General features: G+C 70.1%; 16 protein-coding genes and 1 pseudogene. 9 read left to right on the top strand and 8 right to left on the bottom strand.

Annotation, left to right across the window (positions count from 1 at the left end):
- From HUW62_RS06780 to HUW62_RS06795, 4 genes and pseudogenes are all read right to left on the bottom strand, one after another.
- A pseudogene (locus HUW62_RS06780) lies at positions 1-575 on the bottom strand (hypothetical protein); the annotation flags it as partial.
- A 1-nt stretch (position 576) separates the two neighbouring features.
- Positions 577-2,112, bottom strand: coding sequence for a pilus assembly protein (locus HUW62_RS06785; RefSeq protein ID WP_163863273.1), 1,536 nt, complete (start codon positions 2,110-2,112; stop codon positions 577-579).
- A complete protein-coding gene (locus HUW62_RS06790) occupies positions 2,091-2,885 on the bottom strand; it encodes a TadE family protein (RefSeq protein ID WP_163863275.1) in 795 nt (264 codons plus the stop codon). Before HUW62_RS06790 ends, HUW62_RS06785 begins: the two co-directional genes overlap by 22 nt.
- A 159-nt stretch (positions 2,886-3,044) precedes the next feature.
- On the bottom strand, positions 3,045-6,098 hold the full coding sequence (locus HUW62_RS06795; RefSeq protein WP_176433924.1) for a helicase-related protein: 3,054 nt from the start codon (positions 6,096-6,098) through the stop codon (positions 3,045-3,047).
- A 302-nt stretch (positions 6,099-6,400) separates the two neighbouring features.
- Between HUW62_RS06795 and HUW62_RS06800 the strand changes: the two genes are divergently transcribed.
- The 7 genes from HUW62_RS06800 to HUW62_RS06830 all read left to right on the top strand — a co-directional run bounded on the left by HUW62_RS06800 (position 6,401) and on the right by HUW62_RS06830 (position 16,986).
- Positions 6,401-8,257, top strand: coding sequence for an ATP-binding protein (locus tag HUW62_RS06800; protein ID WP_163863279.1), 1,857 nt, complete (start codon positions 6,401-6,403; stop codon positions 8,255-8,257).
- Between the two features lie 264 nt (positions 8,258-8,521).
- On the top strand, positions 8,522-10,381 hold the full coding sequence (locus tag HUW62_RS06805) for a cytochrome C (RefSeq protein WP_163863281.1): 1,860 nt from the start codon (positions 8,522-8,524) through the stop codon (positions 10,379-10,381).
- Between the two features lie 27 nt (positions 10,382-10,408).
- The gene (locus HUW62_RS06810) at positions 10,409-11,572 is read left to right on the top strand and encodes an FIST signal transduction protein (protein WP_163863283.1); all 1,164 of its coding nucleotides are present in this window, start codon (positions 10,409-10,411) and stop codon (positions 11,570-11,572) included.
- Positions 11,573-11,575: 3 nt separating this feature from the next.
- A complete protein-coding gene (locus HUW62_RS06815) occupies positions 11,576-14,524 on the top strand; it encodes a response regulator (RefSeq protein ID WP_163863286.1) in 2,949 nt (982 codons plus the stop codon).
- Positions 14,517-14,912 carry a response regulator gene (locus tag HUW62_RS06820; RefSeq protein WP_163863288.1) on the top strand — a complete coding sequence of 132 codons (396 nt, stop codon included), beginning with the start codon at positions 14,517-14,519 and terminating at the stop codon, positions 14,910-14,912. The genes HUW62_RS06815 and HUW62_RS06820 overlap by 8 nt, the downstream gene beginning before the upstream one ends.
- Positions 14,913-15,067: 155 nt before the next feature.
- Entirely contained in the window at positions 15,068-15,955 is an 888-nt protein-coding gene (locus HUW62_RS06825) for a tryptophan 2,3-dioxygenase family protein (RefSeq protein WP_163863290.1), read from the top strand.
- Positions 15,952-16,986 carry a methyltransferase gene (locus HUW62_RS06830; RefSeq protein ID WP_240356155.1) on the top strand — a complete coding sequence of 345 codons (1,035 nt, stop codon included), beginning with the start codon at positions 15,952-15,954 and terminating at the stop codon, positions 16,984-16,986. Before HUW62_RS06825 ends, HUW62_RS06830 begins: the two co-directional genes overlap by 4 nt.
- A 168-nt stretch (positions 16,987-17,154) precedes the next feature.
- Here HUW62_RS06830 and HUW62_RS06835 read toward each other — a convergent pair whose 3' ends face one another.
- Together HUW62_RS06835 and HUW62_RS06840 are read right to left on the bottom strand one after the other, a co-directional pair.
- Positions 17,155-17,823, bottom strand: coding sequence for a response regulator transcription factor (locus tag HUW62_RS06835; protein WP_240356156.1), 669 nt, complete (start codon positions 17,821-17,823; stop codon positions 17,155-17,157).
- Positions 17,824-17,833: 10 nt separating this feature from the next.
- Positions 17,834-17,977, bottom strand: a complete 144-nt coding sequence (locus HUW62_RS06840; protein WP_163863292.1) for a hypothetical protein — start codon at positions 17,975-17,977, stop codon at positions 17,834-17,836.
- A 190-nt stretch (positions 17,978-18,167) separates the two neighbouring features.
- On the opposite strand from HUW62_RS06840, the gene HUW62_RS06845 reads away from it, so the two are divergent.
- The gene (locus HUW62_RS06845; protein WP_176433925.1) at positions 18,168-19,397 is read left to right on the top strand and encodes a sensor histidine kinase; all 1,230 of its coding nucleotides are present in this window, start codon (positions 18,168-18,170) and stop codon (positions 19,395-19,397) included.
- A gap of 209 nt (positions 19,398-19,606) precedes the next feature.
- The gene (locus HUW62_RS06850; RefSeq protein WP_176433926.1) at positions 19,607-20,011 is read left to right on the top strand and encodes a response regulator; all 405 of its coding nucleotides are present in this window, start codon (positions 19,607-19,609) and stop codon (positions 20,009-20,011) included.
- 13 nt (positions 20,012-20,024) lie between these two features.
- On the opposite strand, the gene HUW62_RS06855 is transcribed toward HUW62_RS06850, so the two are convergent.
- Both HUW62_RS06855 and HUW62_RS06860 read right to left on the bottom strand, forming a co-directional pair.
- On the bottom strand, positions 20,025-21,329 hold the full coding sequence (locus HUW62_RS06855; protein ID WP_163863297.1) for an AarF/ABC1/UbiB kinase family protein: 1,305 nt from the start codon (positions 21,327-21,329) through the stop codon (positions 20,025-20,027).
- 78 nt (positions 21,330-21,407) lie between these two features.
- Positions 21,408-23,285: a serine/threonine-protein kinase gene (locus HUW62_RS06860; RefSeq protein WP_240356157.1), complete on the bottom strand. Its 1,878-nt coding sequence runs from the start codon at positions 23,283-23,285 to the stop codon at positions 21,408-21,410.
- Positions 23,286-23,316: the final 31 nt, after the last annotated feature.

A 23,316-nucleotide genomic window follows, 5' to 3' on the forward strand; every position in this document is an offset into this window, starting at 1 on the left:
CAGCCCTGGCACTGCCCCCCCGACGCACGCCCCGCCGCGCACACCCGGAAGGTCGCCGCCGCGCGCCGCTGTGACGCCTGGAAGAAGCTCGGCTCCATGAAGCGACCGATGCGCTCGGCGCGCAGCTGCGTGGAGGCCGTGCACCGCATGCCCTCCGTCAGCACCCGCATGGACGCCAACGGCCCCTGCGCATCCGCCGGCCTCAGCGTGGGCACCCCGGCGGGCAGCTCCGCCTCGCAGTCCACCTGGATGGGCTGCGCGCGCGCAATCGCCAACTGGAGCGGCACCCCACCCGAGCCATCCATCCGGCTGCGGCCGTCGTAATCCACGTAGCGGCCATTCGCCTCCGCCAGCGCTCCCGTCACGGCCGAGGCCCGCTGCCACTCCTGCTGCTCCGGGTCATGCATCACACGACCCGTCGCGTTCCACATCGCGAAGTTCGCGGCCTCCTGCACCTTCAACGTCAGCGCCCCCACCTCCGCGAAGTAGATGCCGAACATGAGGATGGTGATGAACACCATCAACCCCAACGACGTTTCGACGAGGGACTGTCCTCGTGCCGCTCGCGAGCGCATGTCAGTACCCCCCTCCCCGCCGACTGCCACCGCGATAGCCCGCCTGCTCCAGCTCCCGCAGCGCCCGGCCGTGCTCGGAGAAGCCCGCTGCCTCCAGGCTCGCCGCGGGCCGGTCATCCGTGGAGCCCTCCGGACTCACCAGCGTGGCGCGCCAGAAGGGGTTCAGGAAGTTGGGCGGCTCACGCCAGCCTCCGCCCTGCCCCGCCGCGCGAGGCCGGTGGTAGTAGACGATGCCCGCCGACAGCGCGACCTGGTTGCGCTGCACGCTCTCACGCCCCGTGGGACGCGAGCGCCCCAGCGGAATCGCGAGGTCGAACTCCGTGGTGTTCTCCGCGGAGAAGGGGAAGCGGAAGAAGAGGTTCCACGGGTCCGGGCTCCTCCGCCGCGCATCGCTGCCGTAGTCGCGGTGCAGCACCGAGTACAGCTTCGGCTGGCCATAGTGGTTGTTCGGCCCCTGCTGCAGCAGGTCCACGTTGTAGCTCATCGCGAACGGCCAGATGCCCGGGCACGACACGCACATCCCCAGCGTGTGCCGCTCGAACAGCGGCTCGCCCGCCTCCGGCGCCTGTCCCGGCGGAAGGCGCAGGCCGTACACGTGCTGGTCCTCGGGCGTCTGCCGCTCGTCGGACATCACCCACGCATCCGTCACCGGCACCGGGAGGGGAGGCGGGTTGCTCGCGCACCGCGTGGGCATGATGGCCGTCGCATGGTCGTGCGCGGAGGAGTTGCGGCCCGACACCGTGGTGTACGTCGAGGCATCCATCTCCGCGGCCGCGCCGTAGCGCCGGAAGCCCGCGGACCGGGCGGCCCCGCCCGTGCCGAACCCCGCGCTGCCCGTGGCCCGGTTGTGCACCCACGTCCACCCCATGCTGCCCATGGTGGCGTTGAGGTGCGCGGACGTGGTGCCACCCACCGCGCACACCGCGCCGGCGCTACAGCCGCCACCGCCCCGTCGCACCGCGTTCATCAGGTCCCCGTGGTTGGGCACCTCGTCGTCGCCGTTGAGTTCCTTGAAGCTCTTGCCCGCGCCGTCCGGCGTGGCCTCCAGCTCCGGGTTGGCCCCCCGGGCGATGCGCAGCGCCAGCCGCTGGTCGGCGATGTGCTCGCGCAGCAGGTGGCTGTAGATGTTCAGCCCCGCCCGGTAGAGGTTGCCCGCGCTGCCCTGGAGCACCTGCACCTGCGTGGCGGCGGCCTTGTCCATCACCTCCCACAACACCGGCGTGAAGGCCGGCGTGCAGACGAGATGCGCCGCGTACACCTGGCTGCTGCGGCTGATGAGCGCCTGCGTGCCGGCCATGGCCACCATGTGGGCCACCTGCGCGCGGTTCATCACCGAAATCGCGTTGAACGTCCGCGCCGTCGCCACCGCCTGGCTGTACGCCGCCGCGTCCGCGGCCATCTGGATTTCGACGCGCTCCTTGGCGCGCATGCCGAAGCCCAGCGTCATCAACACCATCAACGCGAGCAGCAGCAGCGTCAGCGCGAAGAGGACGAGGGCCTGGCCTCGCGAGGACTTCAGAAGCCGGTGACGGGACATTCGGCGCCTCGCGAGAAGTTGTCGGCCATCACCGGCGTCATCATCCGCATCGCCGCGTGGACCTGGATGGGAAAGACGAAGTGGCCCCGGTTGCTCCACGTCACCATGCGCTCGTCCAGCGCGCCCCCCGGCCAGTCATTCGGCCCGAGCGGCGGCGCCTCGTCGTTCCACCAGTCCGAGCGCTTCTGCGCCGGCATCAGCGGATTGGTGGCCGTGTAGTTTCGCAACCCGAAGTGGGCCAGGAACATCCGGCTCATCACCCAGTTCGCGAAGGGGATGCGCATGTAGTACCAGGCCACCATGCGGATCTCCAACGTGCGGTTGTCGAGCGCCGCGTCGTTGTCCGTGGGCTGGTCGAAGAGCAAATCCTCGTCCCCCGCCAGCGCGTTCACCCACGCCACGTCCGGCGAGTCGCGGACAATCTCCACCATGGGCCCGTTGAAGAGGTTCCCGTAGGAGCTCATCACCCGGTACTCGTTGTCCCGCCGCATCCGGAACGCGTCCGCCAACCGCTGGGGAGTGTCCGTGCGGACGACGGACGGCAGCATCGTCACCATCGCCGCGTGCATCATCGGCAGGCAGTCAGCGTGGTTGAGGCTGCCCGCCCGCACCGCCCGGTACACGGCCACCTGCGCGAGGATTCGCGCCTGCAGCATCATGAAGAGCTGCAGCGTCCCCAACACCAGGAACACCACCAGCGGGAGCGTCAAAGCCGCTTCCACCGCCGCCTGTCCGGACTGCTTGGATGTGGGTAACGTGGCGGGGGGAACCATACATCAATCAATTCCCTGAATCTTGTTGATTGAGGAATCGGTCAAGTGGACCGTAGCCAAAGTCAGTACCCAGTCCCACCGTATGCGACACAGTGGGACTGCCTGTCCCAAAATGGATGACACCCCGCGTCACGACCTCTCTTCCGCCGAGAAGCGCTCTCAGCGGTTGATGACGAACCCGCAGGCGGAGTCGAGCGTCACCTTGGCCCCGTCCAGGGCCTGGAGCAAGCGCACGTAGTGTGCGTGTTCGGCGCCCAGCTGGTCCGCGAGGGCCTCGTCGGACAGGCCCTGGTGGTCCAGGGACAGGCGCAGGCGCTCCAGGGCGGCGTCCCGCTCGGCTTCAATGGCCTCGCGGGCGGAGGTGGTGAGCTTCTTCAGCGCGACCTCCGCGGCGCGCTGGCCCACCGGCACCCCCGCGTCCACGAAGGCGTCGAAGCCCGGGAAGGCGCGCCCCACCTCGTCGCCCTTGAGCGACTTGCCGTCGGCCTCCAGCGCGGGGAGCAGGGAGTCGTCCGCCTTGGGGCCACCCGCACCGCCCTCCACCACGGCCACGTGCAGCAGCGTGCGTTCCAGGAAGCGCGCCAATTGGCGGCTGGGCACGCGCGCGCCCAGGGAGGTGTCCTCCGGCTCCGGGAGCTGCACGTGGTAGAGCAGCTCCAGCCCTCGCGCCTTCAGCGGCCCGCGCTTCTCGATGAAGCGGAAGGCGCTGCGGCCATAGGGTCCGTCGCGCAGGAAGCCGAAGAGGGCCTCCACCAGCGGGTGCCCGGTGGCGAAGTACTCCAGCTCCTCCGCCTCCACCGCCGTGTCGCGCCAGAAGGTGCCCAGGCGCGTGTGGTCCTCCATCACGTCCAGCCCCGGCAGCCCGTCCACCTTCAGCGCGTGGCCGAACTGGAAGGCCACCTGGAAGGCCTCCACCTGCTCGTCGATGTCCACGCCGATGCCCACCCGGCGCGCCAGCTCGGCGACCGTCTCCTCCAGCCGCTCGTCCAGGTCGCGCGCGACGCTCCACAGGCCGTCCTCCACGCCGGGCGCCTCGCCATCCTCGTCCTCGTCGGGCTCCAGGCCCATCCGCTCCTGCGCGCGCTTCACCAGGCGCTCCACCGCGGGCCGGTCGAAGCTGCGCACGTCCAAAAGCGGGTCATACGCGCGCTTCACCTGCTCGCGCGCCGCCTCGACCTTCGCCTTCAGCTCGGCGGCATAGGAAACACGGGCCTCGCGCGGCAGCAGCGCCAGCTCCGCGAGCCGGTCCTCCACCTCCTCCAGCACCGCGTCCAGGCCGCCCACCGTCTCGCCGAAGACGCCCACGGCGTCCGCCAGCAGCGTCAGCACGTCCGACGCCAGCGTGCCCACCGGGTCGAAGACGTGGATCTCCACCGGGTGCGTCTGGCCGATGCGGTCCAACCGGCCGATGCGCTGCTCCACCGTGGACGGGCTCCAGGGCAAGTCGTAGTGGACCAGGTGGTGCGCGAACTGGAAGTTGCGGCCCTCGCCGCCCACCTCCGTGCACAGCAGTACCTTCGGACCCTCGGGCCCCCGGAAGCGCGCCACCTGCCTGTCGCGCTCCACCAGCGGCAAGTCACCGTGGTAGCCCAGCGCCTCCACGCCCTCGCGCCCCAGCTCCGCCTGGAGCATCTCCAGCGTGTCCCGGCTCTCCGTGAAGACGAGCACCTTCGCCGCCGGCTCCGCCTTCCACACGTTGCGCAGCACGCCCAGGAAGGCGCCGAACTTCGCGTCGCGCGAGGGCAGCTTCAACTCCTCTGCCTGCGCCTTCAGCACCGGGTTGGAGCGCACCGCGCCCGCGAAGGCCGCCGGACTCGACTCCAACCGCCGCAGCACGTTGCCCAGCGGCGCGCCCCGCAGCGTCCCCGCCGCCAGCGTCGCCAGCGCCGCGTCGCGAATCTTGAGCTCCTCCGCGGGCAACGTCACCGGATGGCGGTGCAGCTTGCGCTTCGAGAAACCACCCACCACCGCACGCCGGTTACGCACCAGCCTGTCGCTCAAGCTGTATGTCTCCGCCAGGTGCTGGAGCAGGGCCTCCGGCTCCTTGAGCGTCTTGAGCCGCGCATCCTCGGGGAAGCGCTTCGCCAGCGCCTTCACCGCCGCGTCGGGCTTGCCCTTGCCGCCCTCCATCAGCGCGCGCACCGCGGCGGACAGCTCCTCCTGGCGCGACAGGCGCTCCTCGAAGCCCGCCACGCTGGGCGCGGTGGCCGCGTCAATCAGCGTGAGCAGCCCGTGGTACTCCGCCGGGTCCAACTGCATGGGCGTGGCGGTGAGCAGCAGCAGACCCCAGGAGTTCTTCGCCAGGACGTCGGCCGCCTCGAAGGCCCGCTCACCCTTGAGGTGGTGCGCCTCGTCGATGATGACCAAATCCCAGAACGCGTCCTCGGCGCCGAGCTCCTGGCGGTGCTCCTCGCTGCGGGAGAGCAGCTCCAGGCTCGTCACCACCAGGGGGAAGCGCGCCCAGGGGGAGACGTCCGGCGCCTCCTTGAGCGACTGCGCGTAGCGGTCCGAGTCCATCAGCGTGAAGAGCTGGTTGAACTTGTGGAACAGCTCCACCAGCCACTGCACGGTGAGGTGGCTGGGCGCCACCACCAGACACCGACGCACGAGCCCCGACAGGCGCAGCGCGCTGAACACCATGCCCGCTTCAATCGTCTTGCCCAGGCCCACCTCGTCGGCGAGCACGAAGCGCGGACGGCGCGCGGACAGCACGCGCTGCACCACACCCACCTGGTGCGGCTTCACCATGATGCGGCTGGCCAGCAGCGCGCCCAGCGCGTCACAGCGGCGCTCGTCATCCAGGACCAGCGCCTGCTTGCGCAGCGTGAAGGCGCGGGCCTCACCCACCCGGCCCTCGCGCAGCGTGGACAAGAGGTCGGAGCGAGGGGGCAGCGCACGCACCTCCGACTCCGGCAGCTCGTCCTCCTCGCCCGTGTCCGCGTAGCGCAGCACGTAGCGGCGCAGGCCGCGCGCGCCCGGCTCCTCGGCCACCACCAGGGCCAGCCGCCCCTTGTACGTCACCACCGGCTCACCCGGTGGCAGCGGATACGACACCAGGGCACCGCCCTTGGTGGACACCAGAATCGGGGCGTCCTCCCGCGCGGGGAAGACGACGAGCGCCTTGGCGCCTTCCTCGTGGAGCGACAACAGGTGTCCCACACCCCATTCGGGCTGCGGGAGGTAGCGGACCTTCAGGCCTTCGACGAGGGACATAGGCGGTGCGGGACGACCCGAGCAAAGAGGGGGTCCGCCTCATAACTCCCAGCCCCGGCGATGGCCATGGTTGATGGGGCACCCCGCCCGTCACGCAACACCCCCACTTGCCGCTCCCGGCTCCCCCGGGCCCGCGAAACCCGGCGCGGCGTGGTCCAACTTCCACCCTGGGAGAGTCACGAAGCCCCCTGGGGTGACTCCGACTTTGTCCAACCGGGCAATGTTCCCGTCCCCTCGTATCAGGGATGCTGGCGGTCGCCTTCCTGATGCGGGTTCCCGCTAGGGACGGGGGGGAGTGCCACATGATGCGACGTTGGACGTTCGCTCAGCGAGTCGGGGCGGGTGTGTCCGCCTGCATGCTCGCCGGTCTGCTGCTCCTCGCGACACTCCTGTCCGCGGCGCACGGACTGCTCAACCACACCGAGGCCGCGCGCGTCGCGCTGCAACAGACGCTGCTCGCCGGCTGCGTGGGCCTGGCCGGCGTGGGCGCGCTGGGCTTCGTGCTGCACCACGCGCTGGCCCCGCTGCACGCCCGGCACGAGCACAGCGAGCAGCGCCTGCGCCTCTTGATGGAGGCCGTGACGGACTACGCGCTATGCTTCCTGGACCGGCACGGCCGCGTCACCGCGTGGAACGCCGGCGCGGAGCGCCTCACCGGCTGGGCCGCGACGGACGTCACCGGCAGCGCGCTGGAGTGCCTGCACCCCGAGGACGCCGTCGCCGCGGGCGTGCCCCGGGCCCACCTGGAGCGCGCCGCGCGCGAGGGGCGCCTGTTGTCCGAGGGCTGGCGCGTGCGCCGCGACGGCACGCGCTTCTGGGCGGAGACGCTGCTCACCGCGCTGTGGGACTCGCGCGGCAGGCTGCGCGGCTTCGCCGAGGTGACGCGCGACATCACCGAGCGCCGCCGCATGGAGCGCGCCCAGGCCCTCTTCGCCGAGGCCGGCCGCGTCCTCCAGCCGCTCTCTGGAGCCCGCGAAGTCGGCGAGGCCCTCACGCGCCTGTGCGTGCCGGAGGTCGCCGACGCGTGCATCCTCTTCCTGCCTTCCGAGGACGGCCAGGTGCGTCCCCAGGCCGTCGCCTGCGCGGACGCTCAAGCCGCGAGCCGCCTGTGGGAGCCGCTCTTGCGCAGCCCGCACGGCGACGAGGTGGGCCCCAGCCACGTGGTGTGCACGGGCCGCGTGGAGCTCCTGCCGGAGTTGAATCCAGAGCGGCTGCCCCTGGCGCTGGAGGGCACCGCGCATGGCGAGCTCCTGCGCGTGCTGGGCGTGACGTCCGCGCTCACGGTTCCGCTGGCGGTGGGCTCGCGCGTGCTGGGCGCGCTGTGCCTGCTGTCCACCGGCGCGCGGCGATACGGACAGGTGGACCGGGCCTTCATGGAGGAGCTGGCCGCGCGCGCCGCCCTCGCCCTGGACAACGCGCGCCTGCTCGCCGAGGCGCAAGGAGCGCTGGAGCTCATCGGTGTCGCCGCGCACGATTTGGGCAACCCCTTGAGCTCGCTCCAACTGAGGCTGCGGCGGCTGCGCCTCCTGGACGTCACCGCGCACGAGCCCCGCATGCGCGAGGGCCTGGCGGGCGTGGAGGGCGAGGCGCGCCGCATGGGCCGGCTGCTGCACAACCTGCTCGACTTGTCGCGCCTGTCCGCCGGCCACATGACGTTGGACCGTGAGGACGTGGACCTGGCCGCGCTGGTGCGGGAAGTGGCCGAACGCCACGCCGAGCAGGCCACCGCCGCCGGCTGCGCCCTCACCGTGCGCGTCGAGGAGGACGGCGACACCACCGGCAAGTGGGACCGGCTGCGCCTGGACCGCGTGGTGACGAACCTCCTGAGCAACGCGCTCAAGTTCGGCCACGGCCAGCCCGTCCACCTGAGCGTCCACGGCGATGCCTCTCACGTGCGCGTCACCGTGAAGGACGCGGGCCTGGGCATCGCCCCGGGCGACCAGCAGCGCCTCTTCCGCCGCTTCGAGCGCCTCCACGGCGACGGCGGCCCTCATCACCCCGGCACCGGCCTGGGCCTCTACATCGCCCACCAGCTCGTCGAGGCCCACGGAGGCTCCATCCACCTCCAGAGCCGAATCGGGGAAGGCGCGGAATTCACTATTGAACTTCCCAGGACCCTCCAGGGCAGGTCCTGCCTCGCCTTACAAGTCAGTGTCTAACCCCCTGTAATTGCTCCAGTGACTTGGGAAAATTCCGACAGTTGACACCTCCAGGGGTTTGAGGACAGCGGATTATTTTCCTAGAAGTTGAAGACATCTGTTCACTCCAGATATTCTTCGTACGGCTAAAAAAGGCTCGAACCGGGGAAACCCGGAAACGGGAGAGTTCCGGCCCACATCGTCCCCCCGACGACGGGCTACAGGATCCGCTGGCCGGGGCGCCAATGGTGGTGCCCGAAACCACACGTACGAGGAGATTCACCCATGGGTGGACTTGGAGCACCCTGGTCCCAGCGCGAGGCGTGTGTATCCCGCTCGCTCGGTTACCCCACGGCCAGCCGGAGGTTGCTGGTGGCCGCGGTGACGGGGTTGCTGGTGGCCTGCGGAGGACCGGAGTCGGGCTCGTCGGAAGAAGCTTTCGCGGTGGACTCGCTGGAGTCGGAGGTCCAGGCGCTGTCGGGGCTGGACGACTCGCGCCGCCCGCGCCCCCCCGAGCCGGTGGGCCTGGCGCTCGAGGTGGACAATGGCGTGGGCAAGCTCGTGCGCGTGCGCGCGGGCGGCACCTTCTTCATCAGCCAGATTGATATCCGCGCCGCGGTCATGACCTTCGTCGACCACAAGGACTTGAAGACGCTGCGCACCACCAGCGACTTCGCCGGGCTGGGCTGGACGGGCGTGCGCGCGGTCGACGAGGAGCCGGTGCTGCTGGGCAACCCCGGCGCGTACACCCGCCGCCGCTTCTACCGGGGCGCCGCGTGGATGGACGTGCCCAGCTTCTTCACCGTGGAGCCGGTGGACTCGCGCGGCCGCCTCACCGGCCTGCCCGTGCTCCTGAACATCGGCGCCGAGCACCAGCGCCGCGACCGCAGCGACGACTTCTTCATCCGCCGCCTGCGCGCCATCCACACCACGAGGGACTGCAAGACGCCCACCGACTGCACGGGCGCCAAGGACTTCGAGGAGGAGGCGCTGGTCGAGGTCCGCAACGCGTATGACCACGCCAAGGAGCGCGCCATCACCATGGCCTCCGGCACCACCGCGCTGCGTCTGCGCTGGAGCCTGCGTCCCTTCGCCCCCTACTCCATCCCCGTGGAGCAGGTGAAGAACCCGGACTACGCGTACGGCTTCGGCATTGACGTGGCGGCCCTCACCCCGCCGCGCCGCGACGGCACCTACGCGCCCGGGTCCGAAATCACCTTCCAGGTCACCCTGCGGGACGGGGAAGGAAAACGGCTGCACCCCTCGGGCAGTCTGCCGGCCTACAATGAGGTCGCCCCCATCGGCGGAAACGCGGCGGGCATTCAGTACTATCGGGCCTTCTTCGATGCGACGACGACGTACTACCGCCGCAAGCACCGGGAGCGGATGCTGATGACGCAAATCATCGGGCCCGCACAGAACATCCAGCCCATCCGCTCCATCATCGACATCGACGCGTTCCTGGACCCGGAGGTCGATGAGCAGGTGGTGGCCACCGAGGCGCGCGACGGCGTGTACTCGCAGTTCGCGATTCTGCCCTTCGCCAACATCGTCTTCCGCGGCGCGTTCTTCCCCGGAGAGGGCCTCTGGGACCGTCCCAACACGGACACCTGGCAGTACACGATTCCCGCCAACGCCACGCCGGGCACCTATCTGGTGACGGTGAAGGGCCGCCGCGTGTACCTGGGCCAGGACGTGCCGGGCTCGCGCACCATCGAAATCCAGGTGGGTTCCAAGAAGCGCACCGAGGCGAAGCTGACGACGGGGCCGTGCAACAGTTGCCACAGCGAGGGCGGAGAGCTGTCCGAAGTCCTCCACGCCAACGACAACCGCGCCGCCTGCAACGGGTGCCATGCGCCGCTGGGCTTCGAATTGGAAGGCCCCATCTTCGTGCGCACGCACTTCATCCACTCGCGCTCCAACCGCTTTGATGCGCCGCTGGAGAAGTGCTCCTCCTGTCACCTGACGAAGGAGAGCATCCAGCGCACCAGCAAGGCCGCGTGCCTGTCGTGCCACAAGAGCTACCCGGACAACCACGTGGCGAAGTTCGGGCCCATCGAGAGCATGTACGTCGGGGGAGGCAGAGAGTCCTTCCAGCAGTGCACCGGCGCCTGTCATACCCAGCATCCGCGCGCCGGCCTCTAGCCGCCGCCAGCCCCCCGGAGGTCCTTCATGGCACAAGTGAAGATGCAGACGGCTCGCACCACGTTGAAGGAGCCTGATGCAGCCGCGGAGGACCTTCTCAGCCAACTGGGCGCCATCAAGCCGGTGCTGGTGACGATGTTCGCCTCGCGCAACAGGGACCAGCACGCCCTGAACCGCGCGGTGCGAGAGCGGCTGCCCCCGGGCACCCGGCTGGTAGGCGCCACGACGGCGGGCGAGCTGGACAACACCGGCATCCACGAGGGCAGCGTGGTGCTGTCCGCGCTCTCGGGAGACCTGGAGGTCGGCCTGGGCCTGGGCACCGGGCTCTCCGTGGACGCCATCTCCGCGGGACAGGCGGCCATCAAGCGCGCCTGCGAGGATTTGGGCGTGCGGCAGCAGGACCTGGACCCGCGCCGGTTTGTCGGCCTCGTCATCGACGACGGCTTCCGCTACAAAAAAGAAGAGCTGCTCCTGGGCATCCTGGAGCGCAGCCAGACGCTGGTGCTCGTGGGCGGCGGCGCCAGCGACGACAGCCGGGACCCGGCCAGGCAGTCCGCGCTGGTGCACGTGGACGGAGAGGTCGCCACCGACGCGGTGCTGGTGGCCCTGTTCCGCACCAGCGCGCCGTGGGGTGCGCTGCGCTCGCACTGGTACGTGCCCACCGGAGAGAAGCTCACCATCACCAAGGTGGACGAGAGTCACACCCGCGCGCTCGAAATCGACGGCCGCCCGGCCGCGAAGCGCTACGCCGAAATCCTGGGCGTGGAGGACGTGCGTGACTTGGAGTTCGGCACGCCCCAGGGCTTCGCGGTGCGCCCCACGGCGCTGCGCGTGGGCCGCGAGTACTTCATCCGCGCGGCGTGGAGGCCCCAGGAGGACGGCTCCATCCTCTTCGCCAACCTGCTGGAGGAGGGCACCGAGCTGGAGCTGATGAGGCTGGGTGACATGGCGGGGATGACGAGGCAGTTCTTCACCGAAGAGGTGCCCCGCCGGGTACAGAACCCCCAGGCCGCTCTCCTGTTCCACTGCGGCGGGCGCATGTGGTACGCGCATGCGACCAACACGGTTTCCCAGCTCGCGGAGACTTTGAAGGCCGCACCCACCGCCGCTGGGATGAACGTGCACTTCGAAATCTACTCGGGGTTCCACATCAACACCACGTTGACCACGCTGGTGTTTGGGGCGAACTGAGCCATGGCCACCTCCCTCACCTCCTCCGTGCCGACGGCGGCCACCGCCACCCTCCTGCTCGTGGCGAGCGAGCGCGAGTGCCAGCGCGTGGAAGAGGCGCTCGCCCAGGCGGGCGTCGTCGCCCAGGCGGAGCGGGCCACCAGCGTGGAGGCCCTGACGGCCGCGCTGGCGCGTCCCTGGTCGCTCGTCGTGTGTGGCTCGGAAGTGCCGGGCCTGGGCTTCACGGAGGCGCAGGCGCTGTGGCGCAAGCACTCGCGCGAGCTGCCCTTCGTCGTGCTGTCGCGCGACTGGAGCGACGACACGCTGGAGGCCAGCACCCGGGCGGGCGCTCGCGACTACGTCACCGAGGACCGCTTCAACCGGATGGCGCCCGTGCTGCGCCGCGAGCTGCCCCTGGCCGGAGACAGGCTCCGCCACGACGCCACCGCGGAGGAGCTGCACCGCACCAACTGGATTCTGGGCAACATCATCGACGCTCTGCCCTTCGTCCTCTTCGTGAAGGACGCGGCGACGCGCCGGCTGGTCGTGGCCAACAAGACCTTCGCTGACGCGTTCGGCGTCACCAAGGAGTGGCTGCTCGGCAAGCTGGACCACGACTACTTCCCGCGGGAGCAGGCGGACTCGTTCGTCGCCATCGACTCCGACATCCTCTCCTCCAAGAAGATGCGCTCCTTCGAGGAGGTGGCGCGCGCGGGCGGCGTGGACCGCATCTTCGCCACGCGCAAGCTGCCGCTCCTGGATGGCGGCGGCGAGGCCCGCTACGTGCTGGGCGTCACCGAGGACATCACCGAGCGCAAGCAGAACGAGGAGATGCTGCGCGCGTCCAAGGCCGAGCTGGAGGCGGCCAACAAGCAGCTCGCCGCCAGCCTGGAGGAGATCAAGCGCACGCGCGCCGTCTCCGCCCGCTCGCTGGCGTCCTACCAGCAGCGCGCGCTGCAGATGGAGATCATCCGCCAGCAGAACGAGGACCTGGACCGGCTGGCCCAGGAGCTGGCGCTGGCCAAGCGCAACGAGGAGGAGCGCGCCCGCGAGGCCGAGGCCGCCGTCCGCCTCAAGAGCGAGTTCCTGGCCAACTTCAGCCATGAAATCCGCACGCCGCTCAACGGCATCATCGGCTACTGCGACCTCTTGATGCGCGAGGAGGGCTCGCGCCTGACGGCCCATGGCCGCCGCGACCTCAACGTCGTCAAGACGAACGCGAAGACGTTGCTCGCGCTCATCAACGACATCCTGGACCTGTCCAAGATTGAAGCGGGCAAGGTGGATGTCGTCACCGAGCCGGTGGACGTGCAGGAGCTGGCCGACGAGTGCATGGCCACGGTGAAGGAGTACCTCAAGGGCAAGGACGTGGCCCTGACGACGCACATCGACGGCCAGGCGAGCATGCTGCGCACCGATGCGCTGAAGCTGCGGCAGATCATGCTCAACCTCCTGAGCAACGCCGCCAAGTTCACCGACACGGGCGAAGTGGCGCTGAGCATGGTGCCCTCCGGCGACGAGGTGGTGATGACGGTGGAGGACACCGGCGTCGGCATCCCCTCGGACCAGCTCCCCTTCATCTTCGAGAAGTTCCGCCAGGTGGACGGCTCCACCACGCGCAAGGTGGGAGGCACGGGCCTGGGGCTGGCGATTGTGCGCGAGCTGTCGCGCGTGCTCGGCGGCAACGTCAGCGTCGTGTCCACGCTGGGCCGGGGCACCACCTTCACCGTGCGCCTGCCCAACAACATGGCGGACCGGTCGGAGGACGCGCCGCAGGTGGCGGTCCACGAGCGCGGCGTGCCGGTGGCGGAGGTCGCCCAGCACGTGAGCTCGCTGGCGCAGCCCGGCAGCACGGTGCTGGTGGTGGATGATGATCCGCTCATCCAGCAGCTCGTCACCGGCCAGTTGGAGCCCGCGGGCTTCAAGGTGGTGGTGGCCGAGGACGGCATCGCCGCCCTCAAGCGCGCCCGGGAGCTCCGGCCGCAGGCCATCCTGCTGGACATCCACCTGCCCAAGCTGGACGGCTGGTCCGTGCTCAGCCAGCTTAAGGGCGATGAGTCGCTGGCCAGCATCCCCGTCATCCTCATCTCGGTGGAGGAGCAGCGCGCGCGGGGCTTCTCGCTGGGCGCGTGCGAGTACCTCGTCAAGCCGGTGGAGCCCGAGCGCCTGGTCGAAGTGGTGCAGCGCTGCCTGGGCCAGCCGTCCGGCGGCGCGTCGGCGGGCGACGTGCTGGTGGTGGACGACGACTCCGCCACGCGCGAGCTGGTCAGCCGCAACCTGCGCCGCGCCGGCTTCTCCACCGCCGAGGCGAGAAACGGCGAGGACGCGCTGCTCAAGGCCCGCGTCTCACCGCCGTCCCTCGTCGTGCTCGACTTGATGATGCCCAACCTGGACGGCTTCGAGGTGCTGCGCCGGCTGCGCGCGGAGAAGCTCCAGGTGCCCGTCGTCGTGCTCACCGGCAAGTCGCTCACCCACGAGGAGGAGTCGCTCCTGCGCGACGGCTTCGCCGGCTTCGTGAAGAAGGGCGGCCACGCGCTGGAGGACGTCATCGCCCAGGCCAAGGGCCTGCTGTTGTCCCAGCGCGCCGCCAGCGCCGGCAGGCTGCCGCGCATCCTGTATGTGGAGGACAGTGCCCAGAATCGGGACATCGTCCGGCGCTACCTGGGTGGACTGTTCGAAGTCATCGAGGCGGAGGACGGAGAGCACGGACTGGAGCGCGCGACGCGCGACAATCCGGACCTCATCCTGATGGACCTCTCCCTGCCGCGGTTGGATGGTTGGGAGGCAACACGTCGCTTGCGTGCGGTACCCTCCGTGGCCAACGTGCCGGTCATCGCGGTGACGGCTCATGCGGGGCGGGAATATCAGGACAAGGCACACGCGGCGGGCTGCACCGCGTACCTCACCAAGCCCCTTGATCGTGACCTGTTGCTCGAGATGATCCGCAAGCATCTAGGGAGAAGCCATGGTTGAAGAAAAAGCACGCGTCCTGGTGGTGGACGATGACCCGGACCTGCTCGACCTCGTCCAGCGCTCGCTGAGCTCCTACGGCTTCGAGGTGCTGACCCACACCTCGGCGCTGGGTGTGTCGAACCTCGTGAGCGCGTCCGAGCCGGACTTCGTCCTCATCGACGTCAACTTCCCCGCCCTCAAGGGCGACAAGGTCGTCAACCTCGCGCGCCAGTACGCCTCCGCGAAGACGAAGTTCATCCTCTACTCGGCCTCGGACGAGTCGAAGCTGCGCTCGCTCGCGCTGGCCTCCGGCGCGGACGGCTACATCTCCAAGAGTGTCCAGGGCGAGGAGCTGGCCAACCGGCTGCGCACCTTCCGCCTCAAGCCGCGCCCGCCCTCGGGCACCTGAGCCGTTGTCCTTCCGTGCTCCGGGCCACCCAACGGCCCGGGGCGCGGCACCCGAAGTACCCACCGTCGTAGCGAGCCACGTCCGCTGTCCCAAGTCGGGCACGTCTCCTTCGCACTCCCAACCCTGAATGCCCACCTCTCCCTTCGGAGGGCACCATGCACACGCCACATGGTTACAGTTATGCGGAAAAGTTGCGGCAGGAACTGGATGAGCCTCTCTTCAACCCGATGTTGAAGAAATGGGTAGGCCGAGGAGAGCTCGACTACGAGGTCTACCTCAAGACGCCGCAGCTCCTGGCGTTGCAGGCCACCGAGGAGCAGCGCGTCTCGCATGACGAGCTGATGTTCCAGGTGGTGCACCAGGCGCAGGAGCTGTGGCTGAAGCTGGCCTCGCGCGAGGCGGTGGAAGTCGTGGCGGAGTTGGACCGCGACGCGCTGTGGGCGGCGTCCGCGCGGCTGGAGCGGGTGTCGCGCATCGTCCTGGGCCTGAAGTCGGAGCTGGCGGTGCTGGAGACGATGACGCCGGACACCTATCAGGTCATCCGTCGCAGCCTGGGCAATGGCAGCGGGCAGGAGTCCCCTGGCTACAACATGCTGCGCAAGGCGGCGGAGGGACTGGAGCAGGCCCTGGAGCGACTCCTCGCGCGCCGAGCGCGGACGTTGTTGGACGTGTACCGAGGCGGTCCTGACGACCTGAAGCGGTTGTGCGAGCAGTTCGTGGACGTGGACGAGGCCTTCCAGGGCTGGTTGCACGCGCACTTCCAGCTGGTGCGGCGCACCATCGGCGTGGACCGCTCCGTGAAGGCGCTGGACGGGCTGCCCACGCAGGTGCTGGCGGGGCGGATGACGCTTCCCCTGTTCCGCCAGCTCTGGGACGTGCGCGTGGAGCTGACGGCGGGGTGGCGGCGCGAGGGCGGCCATGCGCCAGGCGCCCGCCGCGAGGGCTGCATGGAGGGAGCGATGGGCGCCTACGCCACCGCGCCGATGGCGGCGGCCGGGTGCCCGGTGCACCCGGGAGGCTTCCCTCCCCGGGGCGAATCGTGACGTCGGGGCCGCGCCCGCTGGCCGAGTCACCTCGCGCGCTGTTGCACCTGCTCTACAACGGCGCCAGGGCGGTGGACGTGGTGGAGGCGTCGCTCCAACTGGGGCTGCTCGAGTCGCTGGAAGGCCCCACTCCCGTGTCGCTGGCGGAGCTGTCGGCGAAGCACGGCCTGGTGCCAGGACGGCTCTACAAGTTGCTGGACTGCCTGGAGAGCCTGGGCCTGGTGAGCCGCGCGCAGGACACGGACGCGCTCGCGTCCGCGCGCTACCACGCGGTGCCGGGGCTGCGCGAGGCGGCCATCGCCGTGGCGGGCCGGGAGAAGGACCGCGAGAAGTTCCCCTGGCGCGCGCTGCACGGGCGGCTGGGCGACGTCGTGCGCGGACAGCACTCCATCTCCCCGGACGACTTCGACTGGCCGCTGCGCACCCAGGAGCAGTTGGAGGGCTTCGAGACGAGCATGGCCGTGGGCCTGCCGCCCATCCTGGAGTCGCTGCGCCTGCACTCAGCGCGGCTGTGGAAGGGCGACGCGCGCGTGCTGGACGTGGGAGGCGGCGACGGCAGCCTCGCGGCGCTGCTCACGCGTGAGCACCCCACCCTGCGCACGGACGTCTACAACCTGCCGGCGACGGGCGCGCTGGTGGAGCGCACGCGCGAGCGCTTCGGCCTGACGCCGTCCCAGTTGGGCTTCGTGGGCGGCGACTTCCTCACCGAGCCCCTGCCCCAGGGCTACGACGTGCTGACGTTCGTCCGCGTGCTGCACGACTGGTCCGCGCAGACGGCGCAGTCGCTGCTGAAGGCCGCGTGGGCGGCGCTCCCGTCCGGTGGCCGCGTGGTCATCTGCGAGGAGTTCCGCACGCCCGAGCGCCTGGCCGCGCAGTTCTTCTGGACGTACTTCCTCATCGGCGTGGACTCGTGCGTCAGCCGGCTGCGCGAGGTGGAGCTGTACCTCCAGATGCTCCAGGACGCGGGCTTCCACGAGCTGGAGGTGCTGCGCGGCGGGCCCTTCGAGCTGGTGACGGCCGTGAAGCGCTGAAGACAGCACGGGCCAGGGCAGGCACTGCGTCTTCCTCTGCCCTGGCCCGATGGGGACCTTCCTCACGACGACCCGTGCGCTGGGGGGAGGGGAGGAGCGCCAGGGTCCACGCACCCTGACATGCCCGCGCTCGCGCGCCCATTGCCTGCAAGTGCCGGCCCCGGGGACTCAGACTCCTGCTGGCCGGTGAACACCCAGCTGGCACCCGAGCACCGCCAGTTGCGTGCGGTTCTCCGAGCCCAGCTTCTTGTAGATGCTGGTGATGTGCGCCTTCACCGTGCGCTCGGTGATGCTCAGGCACGCGGCGATTTTCAGGTTGTCCGCGCCCGCGGCCACATAGCCCAGCACCTCCCGCTCGCGCGGCGTCAGGAGCCCCAGCTCCACGCCGCCCATCGGGACCTCCTCCTGCTGCACGAAGCCCGGGACGGAAGGCACCCAGGACAGCCCCGTGGGCATCAGCCGCTCTCCGCGCGCCACGCGCGTCACCGCTTCGACGACCTCCGCGCAGCCCACGTTGTGTTTCCACAGGTAGCCCGCGGCACCCGCCTGGAGGCACTGCTCCACCACCTCGGGCTCATGGTGGCTCGACAACACCAGCGCCTTCACCGACGGATAGAAGTCGTGCAGACACTGCAGCGCCGTCATCCCCGTGGCCGTTCCGTCCTGGTCCGGGGGTTCCAACCGCAAGTCCAGCACGGCCACGTGCGGCATCTGCTCCCGCACTCTCGCCAGGAAAGGCGGTGTCTGTGCGCAGCGCGCCACCACGTCCATTCCAGCGCTCTCCAGCACCAACACCAGACTCTCCCTGAAGACCTGCTGGTCTTCCAAGAGGGCCACTCGGATTCGCTCATTGGAAATGTCTGTTGTCATCACCACTCCAGATGCCACCAGCGCTCTTGGGATTCAGCACGGCGAGCGCCACTCCAGCTGCCTTGTTCATCAGAGGATGTTCAAAGAGTGTGCAGGGAACGTTCAGGGTGAGCAGTGCCATCGTTCCGGGGGACCTCCATTCACAGGACGGAGCTGGGGGTGTTTCTTCACCCATATTCCAGACATCCAGACTCCGGGCACCGGGGATTGGACACACAGTCCACACAAGACATACCCGTGCGGGCAAGACGTCCGCGCTGGTGGGTCCCCCTCTCTTGTCGCCGCCATCGGCCTGGGTTACAGCTCAAGGCATGTCACCCGCGTCTTCACCTGGGAATGAGCTCAAGGCCATCCTCGAAAAGGTAAGAAAGACACACGGCCCTGACTTCGAGCACGAGCCGCTGGCCCCCGCCAGACATTCCTGGGCCCTGGAAGGCATCGCGGGCGCGCTCGCGGTGCTGCGGGGTGACGTGGTGCAGTGGGTCAACCTGCGCTGGCAATCCCTGACGTTGGCGCGGGGCCCGTGGCGTCGGCTGACGGACAGCGGGCAGGAGGAAGGGCCCTCACTGCTCACGTTGCGCAGCGTCGTCGCCGCGGAGGCCCGTGCGCTCGAGGGGGCTTCGGAGGACGCGGCCCGCACCACGCGCTACAGCTACGCGGGAGGTCACCAGCAGATGGAGGTGTGCGTCTGCCGCGTCAGCCCCGACGTGCCGGTGGTGCTGGTGCTCGCCCAGGATGTGACCGAGCAGGTTCGCGTGGAGGAGACGCTGGAGCGCGAGCGCCGCGCGCTGGCCGAGCGGGAGCACCTGCGCATGCTGAGCGAGCAGGCCTCCGGCATCGCACATGACCTGAGCAGTCTGCTGGTGGCGATGAAGCTCCGGCTGGAGATGCTCCAGATGAGCGACGCGAAGCAGCAGCGGGCCCCCGCCGCGGCGCCGCCCGCGCACGTGGACACCCTGCTGCGCATCGTCGCGGACGCCACCACCCGGCTGTCGCGCCTGCGGGACTTCGCGCGCCAGCGGCCGGAGTCGCCGGTGGAGCCCGTGCAGTTGGCGGACGTGGTGCGCGACTCGGTGGAGATCGCCCGCGACGAGCTGGAGTCCCGGGCCTCCAGGCAGGGGCTGACGCTGCTCCTGGACGTGGACGTGCCCCGGCTGCCGCTGGTGGAGAGCTCCGCGGCCGACTTGCGCTGCGTCGTCCTCAACCTGCTGCGCAACGCGCGCGACGCCATGCCCCAGGGCGGCACCCTGCGCGTGCGCGGACGCCCGGCGCTGGGCCACGCCGTCATCACCGTGGAGGACGAGGGCACCGGCATCCCCGAGGAGCACCTGCTCTCCATCTTCCAGCCCTTCTTCACCACCAAGGGCCAGCACGGCACCGGGCTGGGGCTGTCCATGGCCCATGACGTGGTGACGCGCGCGCATGGCACCCTCACCGCCGCCAACCGCCCGGAGGGAGGCGCCATCTTCACCATCACCCTGCCCTCCCTGCAGCGAAAGGCCCCCGCCCGGGAGCGCCCCGCCTCCTGGCGCTCCGGCTGACCGTCCCCGAGTCCGGAGGCCCCGGGCGGGTGGAGTCCCACCCGGACCACCCGTCACGTCCTGCCACCGTCACGAGAAAGTCAGGCCCCCCGAGGAAGGGGGATGGCGACAGGGACGCGCGCCTAGGTGATAATCCGTAGGCCACCCGGCCTGGTGGCGATATCCGGTGGGCGGCGGCACCCAATCCGCGCTCTCAAGGGGGAGGCGTCATGTCGGAGAAGAAGATCCGCGTGCTGGTGGTGGATGATGACCAGGAGCAGCTCGACCTGGCGGAGCGCTCGCTGTCCGCGTATGGCTTCGATGTTCGCACGCACCGCTCGTCGCTGGGCGTCTCCAACCTGGTGCGCACGACGCTGCCGGACCTGGTGCTGCTGGACGTCAACATCCCCGCGCTCACCGGGGACAAGGTGCTGACGCTGGCGCGAGGACAGGCCCCGGCCGGCACGCGCTTCGTGCTCTTCTCCGCCTCCGACGAGTCCAAGCTGCGCGCGCTGGCCATGGCCTCGGGCGCGGACGGCTACATCACCAAGAGCACCCAGGGCGAGGAGCTGGCCAAGAAGCTCCACGCCATCCACGCCAAGGGCCGCACTGGAGCGTCCGCGCCGGCCCCGTAGGGCCCGCCCCGCTTCAGCTCAACAGCTCCGCCATCTCCAGGAAGACGCCGCGGAAGTCACCCCGCGCGCCGATGAGCCGCAGGTTCTGCGCCAGCCCACCCGTGGAGCGGAAGAACATCACCGCTTCCGCCGGCGGCTTGATTTTGAGGAAGCGCGCCGCGTTGCGGGTGAAGTGGTTGCGCATGTCGCGGGTGATTTCGCAGGACATGTAGTCGTACGGCGTCAGCCGCATGGGCCTGCCGGCGATGTGCAGCACCTCGCGGATCAACTCCGCGGCCTCCTCGCCGGGCAGCTCCACGGTGAAGCCCACCTCCTGGCTCAGCCGGAGGATATCCATGGGCTCCAGCCGCATGGACTGCAGGAACATGCGCCGGTTGGCGTCCACGAAGCGCGGGCTGAAGCGCTTGATGGAGCCGAAGTCCAACAGCCCCAGCCGCCCGTCCGGCATCACCATGAAGTTGCCCGGGTGCGGGTCCGCGTGGATTTCGCCCGAGCCGAAGAAGGGCCCGTACGTCGCGCGGATGAGCTGCCGCGACACGCGGAAGCGCTCGTCGTTGGAGTCCACCGTCGTCACCCAGTCCTTCAGGGTGGGCCCCTCCAGCAGCTCCAGCGTCAGCACGCGCTCGGCGCTGTGGCTGGCGATGACCTTCGGGACGTACAGGTCCTTCAGGTCCGCCACCCCGCGCGCGAAGCCCTCCGCCAGCGAGGCCTCTCGGCGGTAGTCCAGCTCCAGCAGCAGCTCGTCGCGGAACTCGTTGAAGTAGGCGGAGCCGTCCATCAGCCGCGACGCCATCGAGACGGTCTTCACGACGAGGCCCAGGTTCTCCATGTCGTGGGTGAGCGACTCGGCGATGCCCGGGTACTGGACCTTCACGGCGACGACGCGGCCGTCCTCCAGCACCGCGCGGTGCACCTGGCCCAGCGACGCGGCGGCCAGCGGCTCCTTGCTGAACTCGCGGAAGGCGTCCTCGGGAGAAGCCCCCAGCTCCTGGCGCACCACGCGCGTCACCATGTCGTAGGACATGGCGGGGGCCTGGTTCTGCAGCCGCGCCAGCACCTGCCGCACCTCCGGGGTGAGCAGGTCCGGGTCCATGGAGATGGCCTGGCCCAGCTTCATGGCCGCGCCCTTGAGCTCCCCCAGGGTGGCGACGAGCTTCTCCGCGGAGCTCTTGCTGAGCAGCTCCGGCGTGCCGCCAGCCAGGCGCTTCGCACTGCTCTTGAGCACGTCGGTGCCCACCTGCATGGAGAGGCCCGCCAGCTTGCGCAGCCGGGTGAAGCGCCCTTGAGGAGGAAGCGAGTCGTCGGAGTCAGAGGCCATGGGTACCCCTGGATTAACGAGGAGGCACCCCCAGGACGCAAGACACCGCCCTGCTTCCTTCAACGCCCGTCCGCCCGCCTAACGCGGTGTGGGCGTGTTGCGCAGCCGGGCCCGCATGGCGCGCCAGCGCTTGAGGCCCTCCAAATCCAGCGGATCCATCCTCACGGCCTGCTCGTAGGCGGCGAGCGCCTCCTGGAGCCTGCCCACCGAGGAGAGCGCGTCACCGGACAGCCGCTGCACCGCCGCGCGGCCGTCCCGGCCGGGGAACTCGGTGAGGAAGCGGCGGCGGCAGTGCTCCAGCGCGGTGGCGGTGAGGCCCGCGGCGAGGCAGCGCTCCACACCCTCCACGTTGCCCAGCCTCGCGTCGTATTCAGCCCGTCGCTCCACATGACCCAGCACGTGGAGCGCGGTGGCCACCCGCTCGCCCACCCGCTCCAACTGGGCGCGCTGGCCCAGGGACAGGTTGCGGCTCTTGAGCGGCTCCAGCGCGGTGCGCGCGCGGCTCGCTCCCGCGCGCAGCGTCTCCGGGGTGGCGTCGCGAGGCACCTCGAGCACCGCGTAGTGGTCGCCCGCCAGGCGGGCCCGGAAGCCCTGGAGCACCCGCTCCGCCACCGCGTCCTCCTGCATGGGGGACGGCGGAGGCGTGGGCGGCTCCAGCCGGACGCCGGACTTCACCCGCGCCAGCGCTTCATGGAAGGCCGGCGAGTTGTCGCGAAGCTGCACGCCGAAGCCCGGCGTCATCCGCCACGCCCGGGCCTGCTCCTCTGTCACGTGACGCACCACCTGGCCGGTGCAGGCCAGCTCACCGCCGGGCAGCCTCAAGAGGAGGCCCACGTCGGACAGGAGCGGCGGCGGGGCCGCGCTGGTGTGGAGGAAGATGCCGGCGCGGCCCACCCACTCGCAGCGCAGCTCCTGCGAGTGCGGCGTGCCCGCCATGCGCACCCGCGCGGTGAAGCCGGGAACGGGGGGCTCGGGCTCCGGCGCGAGCGCGGTGGCCAGCGCCGCGCGCAGGTCCGCGGCCTGGGCGAAGCGGTCCGCCGGACGCTTGGCCAGCGCGCGCAGGAGCACGCGGGACAGCGCGGGCGGCACACCGGGCTGCACCTCGTGCGGCGGCACCGGCTGCTTCTGGAGGTGACCGATGAGCACCTCCGCCGCCGTGCGCCCCGCGAAGGGCACGCGCCCGGTGAGCAGGAAGTAGCCCAGCACGCCCACCGCGTAGATGTCCGTGCGCGCGTCCACCACGTCGTCGCCGCACTGCTCGGGCGCCATGAACTCCGGCGTCCCCAGGAGCACTCCCACTTCCGTGGTGTGCAGTCCCGCGGGACGCGACAAGAGCTTGGCGATGCCGAAGTCCAACAGCTTCACGCGCTGGCGGCCCAACAGCCCCGGCACCAGGAAGACGTTGGCCGGCTTCAAGTCGCGGTGGACGATGCCGTGCGCGTGCGCGGCGCCCAGCGCGTCACACACCTGCGAGAGCAGATTGACCACCAGCGCCGGAGCGAGCGGCCCCTGCGCGAAGGCCGCCAGGCTCTGCCCCTCCAGGTACTCCATGACGAGGTAGGGGCGCCCTTCGCGCACGTCCAGGTCGTAGAGCGCGACGACATTCTCGTGCTGCACCACCGTCAGCGTGCGCGCCTCCGACAGGAAGCGGGCGACGAGGTCCGGGTCCTGCGCCAGGTGCGAGTGCAGCACCTTGATGGCGACGCGCTTCTGGATGAGGGCGTGCTCGGCCAGCATCACCGTGCCCATGCCGCCCCGGCCCAGCTCCTTCAAGAGCTTGAAGTGCCCCAGTTGCTGCCCCACCAGCGAATTGGCGGGCGTGGCGGGCACCGGCGTGGGCTCCACCAACATCGGCGGCGGAGTCCCCGCGTACAGCATCGTGTTGCCCTCCGCGGGCGTGGGCCGATGAGGACGCACCCAGGTCGGGCAGTCACTCGGGTCGGAGTGCGAAGGCACGCAGGAGCAGGTGGCGTTCTGGAGGAACACG

Origin of the sequence: Myxococcus sp. AM011 (genome assembly GCF_013372595.1) — a bacterium.
Classification (GTDB): Bacteria; Myxococcota; Myxococcia; order Myxococcales; family Myxococcaceae; genus Myxococcus; species Myxococcus eversor.